Annotated in this window: 10 protein-coding genes and 3 pseudogenes; 9 read left to right on the top strand and 4 right to left on the bottom strand. The window is 58.4% G+C overall.

Translation table 11 applies throughout. The annotated features are described in order from the left end of the window. Window positions 1-1237: 1237 nt before the first annotated feature. Both ABD050_RS13410 and ABD050_RS13415 read right to left on the bottom strand, forming a co-directional pair. Window positions 1238-1429 (bottom strand): annotated as a pseudogene (locus ABD050_RS13410) (transposase); the annotation flags it as partial. Window positions 1430-1872: 443 nt separating this feature from the next. Next, on the bottom strand, window positions 1873-3270 hold the full coding sequence (locus tag ABD050_RS13415; RefSeq protein WP_343889889.1) for a sugar transferase: 1398 nt from the start codon (window positions 3268-3270) through the stop codon (window positions 1873-1875). Window positions 3271-3686: 416 nt separating this feature from the next. On the opposite strand from ABD050_RS13415, the gene ABD050_RS13420 reads away from it, so the two are divergent. Continuing rightward, a complete protein-coding gene (locus ABD050_RS13420; RefSeq protein ID WP_343889890.1) occupies window positions 3687-3944 on the top strand; it encodes a hypothetical protein in 258 nt (85 codons plus the stop codon). Between the two features lie 128 nt (window positions 3945-4072). Beyond that, window positions 4073-4822: a metallophosphoesterase family protein gene (locus ABD050_RS13425; protein WP_343889891.1), complete on the top strand. Its 750-nt coding sequence runs from the start codon at window positions 4073-4075 to the stop codon at window positions 4820-4822. A gap of 47 nt (window positions 4823-4869) precedes the next feature. On the opposite strand, the gene ABD050_RS13430 is transcribed toward ABD050_RS13425, so the two are convergent. Further along, entirely contained in the window at window positions 4870-5904 is a 1035-nt protein-coding gene (locus ABD050_RS13430) for a M48 family metallopeptidase (protein ID WP_343889892.1), read from the bottom strand. A gap of 791 nt (window positions 5905-6695) precedes the next feature. On the opposite strand from ABD050_RS13430, the gene ABD050_RS13435 reads away from it, so the two are divergent. The 5 genes and pseudogenes from ABD050_RS13435 to ABD050_RS13455 all read left to right on the top strand — a co-directional run. Then, on the top strand, window positions 6696-7997 hold the full coding sequence (locus ABD050_RS13435; RefSeq protein ID WP_343889893.1) for an O-antigen ligase family protein: 1302 nt from the start codon (window positions 6696-6698) through the stop codon (window positions 7995-7997). Next, a complete protein-coding gene (locus ABD050_RS13440) occupies window positions 7994-8683 on the top strand; it encodes a polysaccharide biosynthesis/export family protein (protein WP_343889894.1) in 690 nt (229 codons plus the stop codon). Before ABD050_RS13435 ends, ABD050_RS13440 begins: the two co-directional genes overlap by 4 nt. A 78-nt stretch (window positions 8684-8761) precedes the next feature. Continuing rightward, on the top strand, window positions 8762-10936 hold the full coding sequence (locus ABD050_RS13445; protein WP_343889895.1) for a GumC family protein: 2175 nt from the start codon (window positions 8762-8764) through the stop codon (window positions 10934-10936). A gap of 9 nt (window positions 10937-10945) precedes the next feature. Next, the gene (locus ABD050_RS13450; RefSeq protein ID WP_343889896.1) at window positions 10946-12148 is read left to right on the top strand and encodes a hypothetical protein; all 1203 of its coding nucleotides are present in this window, start codon (window positions 10946-10948) and stop codon (window positions 12146-12148) included. 63 nt (window positions 12149-12211) lie between these two features. After that, window positions 12212-12316 (top strand): annotated as a pseudogene (locus ABD050_RS13455) (hypothetical protein); the annotation flags it as partial. Between the two features lie 47 nt (window positions 12317-12363). On the opposite strand, the pseudogene ABD050_RS13460 reads toward ABD050_RS13455, so the two are convergent. Then, window positions 12364-12594, bottom strand: a pseudogene (locus ABD050_RS13460) (transposase); the annotation flags it as partial. Between the two features lie 96 nt (window positions 12595-12690). Here ABD050_RS13460 and tnpA point away from each other — a divergent pair. Both tnpA and tnpB read left to right on the top strand, forming a co-directional pair. Continuing rightward, window positions 12691-13053, top strand: coding sequence for an IS66-like element accessory protein TnpA (gene tnpA, locus ABD050_RS13465; protein WP_343889897.1), 363 nt, complete (start codon window positions 12691-12693; stop codon window positions 13051-13053). Next, a complete protein-coding gene (tnpB, locus tag ABD050_RS13470; RefSeq protein ID WP_343889899.1) occupies window positions 13050-13340 on the top strand; it encodes an IS66 family insertion sequence element accessory protein TnpB in 291 nt (96 codons plus the stop codon). The genes tnpA and tnpB overlap by 4 nt, the downstream gene beginning before the upstream one ends. The last annotated feature ends 63 nt before the right edge of the window (window positions 13341-13403 follow it).

A 13403-nucleotide genomic window follows, 5' to 3' on the forward strand; every position in this document is an offset into this window, starting at 1 on the left:
GCTGCGCGAGGGTCTGGCCAGTACCTATCGGTGGTTTGTCGACAATGCCGCGACCGCACGTGTCGGCACCGAACGTGCCGAAAGCACGCTTTCCGAACCGCACGGGGCGAAATAGTCGCAGCCTAGTTGCTTTCCCAGGCTGGCGTTAACCTGGCGATCACGCCATAATCTTATTACAGCCTTGGGGCGACCCCATTCCGTTTCCGGGCGTCGTCATGAGTTTGCGTTCATTTGTATATTCCAAAAAAGGGAAATGCCTTGAACGGAAAGTGGCCGCTGAAGCTTTTACAACCGAAGCCATGTGCCCAGGGCCGCCATCGCCCGACATCTAGCGGACCATGGGTCAGGTTGAACTATCTCCACGCGCGCTGCGCAGGCTGCGGACTTCACATCGTGAAGGTGAATGGTGAGTGGTTCATCGATTGAGGCGCGAGGAGCGCCCGGTGGGATAATCACCCTCGCGCGTCATCAAGCCACACGTGTGGATCGGTGCATTGACGCCGATCGGGGGGGCCTCCAGCGCGCTGATTGACAAGCCACGAGCAACGCAGTTGAGATAAGAATCGCCTCCGCGCTGTCGCTTCGCTATCCTGGATCGATTCCGAGTATGGCGACTGCCGAGCGTTTCCTTCTCTGGATGTTGATTGCTTTTTTTCGCACTTTGTCGCTTCGTCGGGTGCTCCCCCTCTGATTCGGCGATGCTCCAGGAGCGCATGACCTTGATCGCAGCTGTCATTGTAATAGCTCTCGGAAGCGCTCTTCAGGCTGGCACCGTCGAGCCGATGCCCGACGATGTCGTCGTAACGGCGGTCAGGGACAGGTGCGTCGTGAAGTTCGCGGACAAGGAGATGACCGAGAGCGAATTCGACAAGCGCGCAAGGGAATGGGCGAGCGGCAGGCCGGTGCGGGTCTCCGCCCGGGCCAACGCGGATATCAAATGCCTCTCGAAGATCGCCTTCAAACTCGCTGACCGGGGTGTTCGACGGATCGAATTCATCGATCCATCGGGTGCATCTGCGCAGCCGCCCCTCGCGCCAACAACCAGCACGTCCTCAACCGGGCAGTCGGACCTTCGGGACCGGGAGCATAATTTCGTCGCCGCGAAAGCGGCCAAACTCATCCTCGAAGGCAAGTGCGCCGACGCGCGGCGCATGGCGCTCGAAGCGGGCGACCTGGGTACAGCTGCAAATATAACGGTCATTTGCCAACAGCGCTGACCTGCCGCTTCTGTCAGATTGGCGATCAGCTGCGGGTCGAAGCTCGACTGACGATCGAGCGGCACGTCGATCGCAAGGCTGCCGGTCTCGCTCATCACGGTCTTCCGGCCGTAGCCGTTGCGCATGTTGCCAGAATCGCCATCGCCGGCAATGTGGTGATCCATCTCCGCGTTCGAGGCGCGATCGGTGAGCGCCTTCACAAGAGAATCGAGCCACCACGACGAGGAAGAATATGTCCGGATCAATCAACGAATGACACTATTTTCACCAAATTCCTCCGCTTATCGTGCTATACATTAGCTGAAGCTTGCTGCCAGTTCGGGGGGATCGGTGATAATGAAGCCACTTCAGTTGCTTCGATGCCTGTTCGGCAAACACCATCGCGACAGACACGACGCTATCTTCGACGGAGAGGTTTTTCGGAGCCGATGCACAGGCTGCGGATGCCCGATGATTCGGGGCGTGGAAGGTTGGAAAGTCGAGGATAGACAAGCCGTCAAGGATCACGCTTAATCGCGGCCAACCGCCTAGGCATTGTTACGACTCACCCTGTAAACTGGGTGGTGTTAGTAGTTTGCACGCGCCGCGTTCGCAGCCATTGATCGCCCCCAATCGCAGATGATCCACTCGTTCGGCTCGCTGCTGTTGCAGGTGCCTAATAGGCGTTCTTGTGCACGATCACGCCGAACGTCATGAAGACGATCCTGAGGTCGCGCCAGATCGACCAGCCGTTCAGATATTCAAGGTCGGCATGCAACCGATCGGTCAGGTCGGCGCTCACATGGGTGGCGCCGCGATAGCCTCGCACCTGGGCCAGTCCGGTCAGGCCCGGCTTGGCAGCATGGCGATGCCAATAGCGTTCATCGATTTCCCAGAACAACTTGCCCTCGGCGCGGGAACCAAGCGCATGTGGCCTGGGTCCGACGATGCTCATGCTGCCCAGGACCACGTTGACCAGCTGGGGCAGCTCGTCGATGCTGACCATCCGGATAAAGCGACCGACTCGTGTAATTCGGTCATCATCCCTGAGCGTAGAGGTCAGTCCGTCCCCGTCGCACAGTTCGGTGTGCATGCTGCGAAACTTGAGGACCCTGATAATCCGGTTGCCGCGACCGATGCGCGACTGAATGAAGAAGACTGGGCCGGGACTCTCAATCTTGATCAAAAGCGCCACCGCCAGCAGAAGGGGAGCAAGCAGGAGCAAGGCAAGTCCCGCGACGGCAAGATCGAAGAGGCGCTTCACTACGCGATCGAATAGCCCGAGGGGACCCCGGGCGACCACGATCGTCGGCAAAGCCCCGAAATGGCCGACCCCTTGCGGCGCCATCTCGGCGAGCTCGGGCATAATGATCTCGGCAAGAACATTGGCACCGCGAAGCGCGCCGGCCCAGGCCAGTCGATGCTCCGGTGAGCAATCCAGGACGACACGGTCCGCCCCCCGCAAAGCGTTTCCCAATCGGTCGAACATCATTGGGGAACCAATGGCGGGATCGAAATCGAATGCGCTGATGACTCTCGAGAATTCATCCCGCGGAAAGCGAGTCGGATTTTCGGTAATCAGGACGACGGTATACGGGTTGCCGCCGAATACCGCCCTGGCCTTTCGCAGCACCAGGGTTCGCATGACGACGATCGAGCACGAGCTTGCCGTAATGCTGATCGCGAAAGCGACCCGCGAGAGGTGCTGGCTTGCCTTGAAATAGAAAGCAACGAACAGAACGGTGGCCGCCGCGAGCAGCAGCGCTCGGAGGGCGCGCGTCACCCCGGTCTTCAGGCCGATACTGATGTCGGCGGCATAGGCACCGGCACTCACCGCGCCGCCAAGGTACACCAGAGTGATAACGGTTGCGACGACTGACCATTGCCCCCCCGCTGGCGGATATACGAGGTGGGAAAGACCGAAGCTTGCGACGATGCAAAAAATGTCAAGAATGACGAGCGTAACATGGAGACGCACGCGCGCCATCCGGCGCGACGGACGCACGTCGGGATCGGTATCGATGCCCCCCTCGACGTCGTAGCGAGGCTGGTTTCGAACAAGCTCAACCTTCATCGCCTGTCTTCCCAGATTTGACGGCTCAAATCGCCTAATCGCTTATTAAGCTATTGCCCCACTGGCCCATACGCAGCCCGATGATGCCGGTTCAAGGGCTATGTTGTAATGCTAATCCCCGGAGCATCGCTGAGCAGGGCTTGACTATCCGACATATGGTCGACCCAATTGTACGAAAGCGACGCTGTATAGCCGTTTGGTGCTTTTCAGTCGAGCAGCTTGCCCAGAACGGAGACAATCTTTAGCCCGGCGCTCCGAAAAAATCGATTTTTTCAAGTGACTTAGCAGCGATCCTCGATCGTGATGAGTCGGAAGGATTAGGATGGTCGATTGCCTCACACAGACATTTCGTGTTTTCTGCTGGCACCGGACTTGGATTCGGGGATGAGAGGAGAACGGCCAACGGAGATCGCAACATGACAATGCTTACACGGATTGCCCGGGGCATTCACGCCAGCCTTTCCGGTGCAGCCTCGATCGAGGGTGATTCTGAATGGGAGGCAATGTCGGAAAGCCAGCGGACACCCCATCTCATGGCCGCGCTCCGCATGCTGACGATTATCCGTACGCCAACAGACGCAATGCTCAAAGAGGGCGATCGCGCTGGCGCGCCAAGCGATGCCGCCAATATATGGGAGCGCATGGCCTACACAGCGCTGCACGAGGAACGATAACCACCGAGCTACCCGGCGTGGCGTCGCCAAGACCGGCCCATCAGCGACAACCGCAACCAGCTGACCTCGGACGGGACTGTGTGATCGACACTTGACCAAGGCCAGACTCAGGCACAATTGCAGCACAGATGTTGTTCAGTAAATTTGTCCGCAAGAGATCGAAATTGCCCAGTCTGCCGCCGGGCGAACGGGTTTACGCGATCGGTGACGTGCACGGGCGTGCGGATCTACTTGCCCGCATGATCGGCATGATCGAAGCAGATGTCGCTGGCCGCGATGAAGCCTTGGTGCATCTGATCTTTCTGGGCGATCTAATCGACCGCGGGCCGGCCTCGGCGAGGGTGGTGGAAATTGTCCGTGCGCTTCTCGATGCGAGCCAGCGCGTCCGGCTGCTCAAAGGCAATCATGAAGAGATCTTTGTGTCAGCGGCACGTGGCTGTTCCAAAGCGGCACGAAGTCTGCTCGGCATGGGCGGCTATGAGACACTGGAAAGCTACGGAATCTCGCGCGAAGATGCCGATCTGGGCACGATGCAGGATCTGGCCGACCTGCTGGAAAAGCGGATCCCTGAGCACCACGTCAACATGCTTGACCGAGCCGAAGACATGATCGTGATGGGCGACTATGTTTTTGTGCATGCCGGCATTCGCCCTGGCGTGCACCTCGATCGCCAGCACGGCAACGACCTGCGGTGGATCAGGCGTCCCTTCCTGGAGGCTCAACGCAATGACGGCCATGTGGTTATCCACGGGCACACGCCCACCGCGGACATCGATTATCAATCCGATCGAATCGGGATCGACACGGGCGCATGTTATAGCGGGAAGCTAACCGCCCTCGCCCTGGAAGGCGCGGAGCGATGGACGCTGCAGACTTAAAAAACGATCGGTGCGGTTGGGATCGATCTGGCCTCTAAACTTGGGTATCAACCAAGCGGCAGGGCGCGGGATTGGACCCAGGCGGGAATGATTGGCCGGCTCGGCTGACCCGCTAGCTTCGCTACCTCGGCCTCCATCAACTTGATACGCTCTTTTCCCCGTGGGTGCGTGCTTCCAGCAAGGATGTTGTTGACGCCCATGCGGCTGCCATAAGTCTTTAGATAATGCGGTGCAGCCGCAGGATCATAGCCCGCATTGGCGAGCAAATAGACGCTCAGTTGGTCAGCTTCTATTTCAGTCCGCCTGATCAAGCGGGCATTTCGCCCAAAGTCGCGCAATATCCCACGATCAACCTTCGCCTCCGTCAACCGTTCGGGGTGCCTTAGGATGATGTGCGCTAGTTCATGCGCAACAAGCGCAGCAAGATCATCATCAGAGGTCAGCAGGTTCATCAGGCCGGAATTGACCTGGATCGTCATGCCGTCGGTTGCCGCGTTCAACTCGGCCGTCACACGCACCTCGGCGTGACCGGCACAGCCCGTAACAGGGACAATCTGCCTGGTGATATGGTCGCTCCGTCTCAGTAGATCGAGGCCGATCGCGCGTGCCTGTGGCGACGCTTCGAGGCGGCTGTTCACGGTGGCGAGATCCAACGTTCCCATGGTTAGGTCAACCCGATCCAGCGCAACGAGCGAGTCGTCCATCCGGATATCCGCGAGCGCCGCTGGACTGTCCGGCACGACACCTTCCACTGCGATCGGCGATGCGAATGCGAAATGCCGCTTCGCGACGTCGCGCACTTCCGGACTATAGGTTGGCAAGCTGTGAAGAAGAAGGCCGGTCAGCACGCTCCGGCGATTGCACAGGGCGACATTGGCGCGAGCGAGGCGGTAAATGATCGAACCCAGCCGGATATCGGCCGCACGCAGGCCCTCGAGTGCTCGGATCGTAACGGTGTCGTCCGAAGCAACAGACGGCGGCGGTGCCGCAACCGGAGAGGGCAGAGCGTCTCCCGATGCGGCAGCCGACATCAACAGCGCCGCCGCCAGAGCCACCATAATGCGGTTACGAAGATTCGCCATTTGACCTGATTCAACTCCTCATATTCCGAACAAATGGGACGGCGCGATTTCGCCACAATTTTCCGGCGTCCTTCAGCCCCGGGGTAGTTACGATGACGATCCCAATCGCTTCAAGGCAGTCTTGCGCTCCATTATCAGGCGCCATTGTGTGGTGACACGCCTACTCCGCTCAAATGACCCGACTGGAACCCCAAAAATCCTGGACGTTGGGAAGACACTTGCGTTTTCTCGCGCAACGGATTATTCCGTATTGCAACATATGAGATAGAAGAAGGACACGACGACAATGGCTATCACGAAATTTGCCGCCGTCATTGTGAGCGGCGCCCTTTTGCTTTCATCGACGAGCGCGTTCGCAGGCGAGCAAACCCGCTCCGCTAGCTCCGTTCCAGCACTGAAGGCGTTGCCCGCGCCGGTGTCGGGCGTCCGGACGACGGGGACGTTGAGGAAGAAGAGTGAGGCTGTTGCGGGTACGTCTTTGCTTCTTCTCCTTGCTGCGGGCGCTGCGATTACCGCGGGCGCTATCGTTGCGGCGAACGACAGCCCAGGCTGATCGCACTAGAATTGACGTCCGGTGACGTGATAAATTCGCCGGTTTGCCTGCTTTTGGAACCTGCCCTGTTGCCTAGCTTCGGGGCAGTTTTTTTGGGGCATAACTTGGTTAGTATGTGTAACCTGATGGCCGCGAGACCAAGCCAGTGATTGCTGGCGAATCTCGCCCACGACTTACCATCGCCGCCGTATTTCTCGGTGTTTGCGTTATATTCGGTGGAGGCGGATCGCCCTCTCCGATGCCGGAGCTTGTGGTGCAGCTCGCGTCACTTATTGCGCTGGCCGTCTGGCTCGTCCTGCCCCGAAGCGGGACGCAAGAGAAATCAAAGGACTGGCTGTTGTGGGGTTGTGTGGCGGCTTTTGCGGCCGTTCCAATCGTTCAGTTGATCCCCCTGCCCCCCTCAATCTGGCAGTCGCTGCCCGGGCGCGAGGTCGAACTCGCGGCGCTTCGCCTAGTCGGTGCCGGCGATACGTGGCGGCCGATCACGCTGGCGCCGTGGATGACCGCAGCGTCGATGCTTTCTCTCATCCCACCGATTACAATGATCTTTTTCGTATCGAATCTTCCGCTCAAGGAGCGCGTCGATTTGCTGGCGTGCCTCGCCGGCCTAGTGATCCTCTCGGCTATTGTCGGAGTTATCCAGCTTTCGTCCGGCAACGCCAACTGGTTGCGCTTCTACACATACACTCACTATGGCTTCGCCACGGGCTTCCAGGCGAACCGCAATGCTACTGCGGATGTCCTGCTGATCGGCATCCTGGCGTTGGGTGCGTTCGCGTCCATCAGGCGCGATCTTTTCAAATCAGCGATCGCCCGCGCTCTTTATGTTGGGATCACGCTCTTTCTCCTGCTCTCCGTGATCCTGACAGGCTCTCGCGCCGGGACATCCTTGCTGGTGGTAGCGGGACTTTCGCTCCTCACCATCTTCCGTCCAAGAGTCACGATTGCGCGGCGCACAGCACTGGCGATCGTCGCTATATGCGTTGTGACGCTGGGGACCGTCGCGGCGCTGCGAGACAATTCAAGGCTGCAACAGACCTGGGACCGATTTGCGCAGAAGAGTGACGCGCGACCGGAGCTCTGGGCTGACACGCGCTACGTGATCGGCCAATATTGGCCTGTCGGATCCGGTATCGGGACATTCGTGCCTGTATTCATCGCAGCCGAGCCGCTTGAAGCGGTTGACACGTCCTGGCCGAACCGGGCTCATGAAGATTATCTGGAATATACGCTGGAAGCAGGATTGGCAGGCATCGTCGTACTTCTCGCTTGCGCGATCAGCCTCGCTGGACGAATCTTGTCGACAATCCGCTCACCGCAGGATTCGAGCGGGCTGACGCTTTCATGGTTTGCTCTCGGTGCGTTGCTGATTTTGGCGTTGCATTCGCTGGTGGACTATCCAATCCGCTGTATGTCGCTTGCGGGTATTGCGGGTCTGGCGATCGGCATTTTGGGCAAATCGAGTGACCGAAGTCGCACAACATCCGTCAACTCCCGACAAAGGACTGATGGCATACATCAAGGGGTCTTCGGACGATGAAGTGGTTTCGTAGATTTGTCGGTTCACTCCTGATCCTCGGACTCAGTGCCTGCCAAGGCGTCCCGCCGGAGGGGCCGCGCGGCGCGGCGGCCTATTCGATGATTCCAGGCCGTTCGCCCGATTCTGCACCAGGCGACTACAAGATCGGCCCGCTCGACGTGTTGAGCATCACCGTGTTCCAGGAGCCGGACCTCAGTTTCAAGGAAATCCCTGTCGATGCGAATGGCGGCCTCAACTTTCCGCTGATCGGAACCGTGACGGCAAGCGGCAAGACGGCGAATGAATTGTCGCGAGAGATCGCGAACCTGCTCAATCAACGCTACCTGAAAGATCCACAGGTTTCCGTTGTCGTGAGTTCGTCGGTCTCGCAGCATGTGACGGTCGAAGGCAGTGTGACGGAGCCCGGCGTTTATGAAATCAGCGGGCGATCGACGCTTCTCGAGGCGATCGCGCGAGCCAAGAGCCCGACCCGCACCGCAAAGCTGGATGAGGTGGTTATCTTCCGGGTCATCAATGGCAAGCGCTCCGCCGCCGTATTCGATTTGCGGGCGATCCGAGCCGGGAAAATGGACGATCCTGAACTTATCGGTGGCGACGTGGTTGTGGTAGGCTTCTCCGCGGCCAAAGGTCTATACCGCGACTTTCTCCAGACCGCGCCCATATTGGCGCTCTTTCGTTATTTCTAATCCAGCCTTTGATGCTGCGGGGGTAGTCAGTTGAACATCATTAGGACCGATCAAGCTTCCGGCGATATCGTCCCCAGCATGGGCGATCGGGGCTATCTCGAGATGGCCTATCCGGAAGATGCGCCTGGCTTCGGCATAGATTTCAGGCAGATCTACATCATCCTACGACGCAATATCTGGTTGATCGTGGGGGTAATTTTCCTCGCTCTTGTGCTTGGCTTTATCGGCACACTCTTAATGACCCCAAAATATGTTGCGACTGCCAGCGTTCAAATCGACCAAGAGGCTGACAAGATTCTCAGCTCGGACGATGTGCAGCCGAGTAGCGCCTATCAGGACGCAGACCGTTTCTTGCAAACACAGACAGATGTGTTGCGCAGCCGCTCGATGGCGATCCGGGTGACCCAAGAGCTCGGGCTCAGTGGTGACCCGAAATTCCTCGCCGCAATGAAGGTACAAGTGCCACCAGCGGTCGATGATGTCCGGCGACAACGAGCGCTGAGAGACCTGACGATCAATTTGGTTCAGAATAACCTCGACGTCGTCCTTCCGCGCGACTCGCGCGTTGTCAAAATCTCCTTCACGAGTCCGGATCCAGAATTGGCCGCTAAATTGGCGAATACGTATGCGACCAGTTTCATCACTAACAATCTGCAACGAAAATATGAAAGCTCATCCTACGCCAGAAGCTTTCTCGGCAAGCAACTGGCAGAGGCGAAAACGCGATTGGAGCAATCCGAGCGTGACCTGAACGATTATGCGCGCGAAGCCGGTCTGATCAAAACCAGCGACCCCAATCCGGGCGGGATGAGTGGCCCGCGTTCGGTCACGACCGCGAGCCTGATCCAGTTGAATCAAGCAGCCAACGCAGCAAAAGCTGATCGCATCGCCGCGGAACAGAAATGGCGGGAAGTCGAGGGCGTTCCTCTCCTCAACATACCCGATGTGCTTGCGAACGGAACTGTACAGAGTCTATTGCAGCAAAAGGCTACCAAGACTGCGGAGCTGATGGATGAGCGCGCGCGGCACCGTGACGACTACCCAAGTATCCAACAAACCAAGGCGCAGATCGCTGAATTGACGTCTCAGATAACAGCCATAGCATCCAGCATCCGGTCGTCGATCCGGGGGCAATATGAGGTTGCCCTTCGCCAGGAGCAATCGCTCGACAGTCAGGTTTCTTCCCTCAAGGGCGAGACTTTGTCAGAACAGGACCGCGGCGTTCGCTATAATATCTTGTCGCGCGAGGCGGATACGAACCGTACACTCTATGATGGTCTATTGCAGCGATATAAGGAGGTCAGCGCTGCGGCCGGTGTCAGTTCAAATAATATTTCGGTGATCGACGAAGCGGAAGTGCCCGGATCGCCGTCCTCGCCGAAGCTCTTCCTAAACCTAGCGCTGTCGATCCTCGCAGGAATGGTGCTCGCAGCTATTATTGTCTTCGTGCGTGAGCAAATTGACGATGCGGTCAGGGTGCCAGAAGATATTGAACGGAAGCTTGGCCTTGGCGTGCTCGGCGTTATCCCCCGGTCGGAAGGTGAGGAAACACTCAAGCAGCAGCTCGACTCGCCGCGTTCGGTTATCTCTGAGGCCTATTATGCCCTTCGCACCGCCCTCTCATATTCCACTCCCCGTGGTCTCCCCCGTTCGCTGCTAATCACGAGCAGCCAGCCATCTGAGGGCAAGACGACATCCAGTTACGCGATCGCGACTAATTTTGCTCGGCTTGGCTTGAGAGTCGTGCTCATTGACGCAGATATGCGCCGACCTTCCCTCCATACCCTCCTCGGTATGAAGAACGATATCGGTCTTTCCACAATTCTAACTCGCCAATCTGATCTTCCCGACGCCACAAAAGCGACAGCCGAGCCTAATCTGGCCTTTGTGCCATCCGGCCCTATTCCGACCAGCCCTACCGACTTGCTCGGCGGGCCGGTCATGGCCGAGATTCTCCACGAGTTGACCAACCATTTTGACCTTATTGTTATCGACGGGCCACCCGTTCTCGGCCTAGCAGATGCCCCGATTGTGGCGGCTTTGGTCGAAGCAACGATCTTCATTGTCGAATCCAATCGCGGGCACCGCGGTGCGACAAAGGGAGCGGTTCGCAGACTGCGGGGCGCCCACATTTCCCTTATCGGCGCTGTACTCACGAAGTTTGATCCGAAGAAAACTGGGGATACACAGTACTACGGATACAATTATTATACGTATGGATCGAATGCTAGATTGATAGGATCGGGGGAATAGCGACTCCACATGGTTATTTTGAAGTTAGCTAGTATTTTCGCGTTGGTTTCTGCGGGATGCGGCTGTTTGATCTCGACATCCGATCGTGAATGCGCGTTAGACTTAGGGTATAACCTGCAATCTCTATTCCCAATTAGAGGCCCAAATCAGTCACGCGCCATGGCGGTTGAAGCACTTGAACGCGGGGATTACAGTCGTGCAGTGGCCAGCGCGAAGCGCGCGGTGTCGGAGGACCCAATTGGCCAGCGGACGGCTTCATTGCTGGGCAGCGCATTTCTCGGAGAAAAGAGGACTAACGAGGCACTCGGTGCGTTCACGGTGGCCGCAGCGCTTGGCTGGCGTGATCAATGGGTGCAGCACTTCTGGCTTTCTGTCGCTCAAACCTCGGGTGATTTTCGCGTAGCGGCGCAACGTGTCGATGCATTGCTTAGAATCGGCGTGAAGGATCCCACGGTCGATTCTAGTTTGAATTTTCTGGGCGAGTCGCCCGTTGGCCGTGCTGCCTTGGCGAGCAGGCTCGCGGAGAACCCCGCTTGGGTTTCATTCTATCTTGAAAACCTGGACCGACGCAGCGCCGATACTCGATTGCAGAAATTAATGACTATTTCTCAGGCAGTTCATCAAGGACTGGTGCTTGATAGAGGCTATATTACGCAGATTACGCTCTCCTTGATCAAGTCAGGAAAAGCTAGTGACGCATTTTCGTTGTGGAAGTTAATCGCCGGCACGCAGCTTAATGCCAACATCCCAGCGCAAGACCTGCCATTTCTACTATCCTTACCTAACTCAAGCGCTTCTCCCTTCGAATGGTCGCTCGCGAAGGCCGCCGGATTGGAATCGGACGTAATCAAGACCGCGTCAGCAAAGGGCGGCACGGCTCTCCATTTTCTCTCGCAGGTGTCATGGCGCCAAACGGTTGCGAGCCGCATAACGACGCTTCGATCTGGCCGATATCGAGTATCTTGGCGTGCTGCCAGTAACAGCGGAGATGCTCCCGCCTGGGTTCATATTGGTGTTTCATGCATCGGCGGCGGGGGTGTGTTGACCTCCGCAGCAGCCACGAAGCACCTTGACTCATTGAGTTCCTATGACTTCAGTGTTCCGCCCGAATCCTGCAGCGCTCAAACCATAAGCATCGCCGTTGACCCGGATTCGGCATCCGTCGCTCGAGAAGGGCGTATAAGCGACGTGAAGATCGTGCGGACGGGGTAGATGCCGTGAGCGGCCGGCCTCACAAGAGTAGCCAAGTTCGGCAGAGCTCAGACTTGTGGGTAATTGAAAGCTGAGCACATCGCTACGGAGCGGCGGCGACGGTGGAGCGAAGAGGAACGACTGCAGATCCTTGCAGAGGCCTTCGCGCCGGGCGCCTTTGTGGCGCAGGTCGCGGGGACTGTCAGGATTTCCGTGTGTGGGCGGACGGTTGAACATTACGCCGCCATGGCCCTGATGAAGCGTTCGCCGAAGATGACGGCGAACTGGGCCTTGGCCATGGACCACTCACGTGGCGGCATTTTCCACTCTTTCTCCGACCGGTTCAAGATCAGATAGAGCAGCTTGGTGGCGGCCTCGTCGCTGGGGAAGTGGCCCCTGGCCCTGACCGCGCGTCTGAGCTTCGAGTTGAGCGCCTCGATGGCATTGGTGGTGTGTAAGCGCCGACGGAACCCGGTCTTGTTGACGGCGGCAAATTAGGACAGCTCGCGGGCCTTCACGAAAGGCGACGAGTGATGGTTAGTGAGCGGTCAAACGAGCCTCGTATGAGCGATCGGAACGATGGCGGGGTGCTCGTCCGGATTGAGCGCCGGCGGCGCTGGAGCGACGAGGAAAAGCTGGCGATTTTGAAGGAGACGACGGAGCCGGGCGCGATCATATCGTCGGTTGCGCGGCGCCACGGGATCGGAACTGGGCAGCTGTACACCTGGCGTCGGCATTTGCTGCACGGGGCGATGGCTGGCTTCGTTCCGGTCGAACTGGCGACGTCCTCGCCGCCGCCAAAGGCTGGTGAGGCTGGTCGGATCGAAATCCGCGCCGGCGGCGGCTTGACGGTATCGGTGGGTGGCGTGGTTGATCGGGGGGCATTGACGCTGGTGTTGGATGTGGTGCGGGGGCTGGATCATTGAGCCTGGCGCTACCGCCATCGACGAAGATCTATCTGTCGCTGGCGCCGTGCGACATGCGCAAGGGCTTTGATGGGCTGGCGGCGCAGGTGCGCAATATCCTTCAGCTCGATCCGTTCTCCGGAGCGGTGTTCCTGTTCCGCGGAAAAAGAGGCGACAGGCTAAAGGCCCTGGTCTGGGACGGGTCAGGCCTGTGCCTTTATGCCAAGCGCCTGGAGCGCGGAAAGTTCGTGTGGCCGCGCGCCAATGAGGGCGCGCTTCGACTGTCGGCGGCGCAGGTTGCCATGTAAGCGCTAAAACACCCCCACGAGGGGCCTCATGCGGCTTTGGCGATCTCGGGATGTGCGGCGGCG

Origin of the sequence: Sphingomonas oligophenolica, assembly GCF_039522915.1 — a bacterium.
Lineage (GTDB): Bacteria > Pseudomonadota > Alphaproteobacteria > Sphingomonadales > Sphingomonadaceae > Sphingomonas > Sphingomonas oligophenolica.

Coding starts and splice junctions, on each gene's coding strand:
- tnpA (WP_343889897.1), top strand. CDS start 12,691: ATGAGCGATCGGAACGATGGCGGGGTGCTCGTCCGGATTGAGCGCCGG.
- ABD050_RS13450 (WP_343889896.1), top strand. CDS start 10,946: ATGGTTATTTTGAAGTTAGCTAGTATTTTCGCGTTGGTTTCTGCGGGA.
- ABD050_RS13415 (WP_343889889.1), bottom strand. CDS start 3,270: ATGAAGGTTGAGCTTGTTCGAAACCAGCCTCGCTACGACGTCGAGGGG.
- ABD050_RS13425 (WP_343889891.1), top strand. CDS start 4,073: ATGTTGTTCAGTAAATTTGTCCGCAAGAGATCGAAATTGCCCAGTCTG.
- ABD050_RS13435 (WP_343889893.1), top strand. CDS start 6,696: ATGCCGGAGCTTGTGGTGCAGCTCGCGTCACTTATTGCGCTGGCCGTC.
- ABD050_RS13445 (WP_343889895.1), top strand. CDS start 8,762: ATGGGCGATCGGGGCTATCTCGAGATGGCCTATCCGGAAGATGCGCCT.
- ABD050_RS13440 (WP_343889894.1), top strand. CDS start 7,994: ATGAAGTGGTTTCGTAGATTTGTCGGTTCACTCCTGATCCTCGGACTC.
- ABD050_RS13420 (WP_343889890.1), top strand. CDS start 3,687: ATGACAATGCTTACACGGATTGCCCGGGGCATTCACGCCAGCCTTTCC.
- ABD050_RS13430 (WP_343889892.1), bottom strand. CDS start 5,904: ATGGCGAATCTTCGTAACCGCATTATGGTGGCTCTGGCGGCGGCGCTG.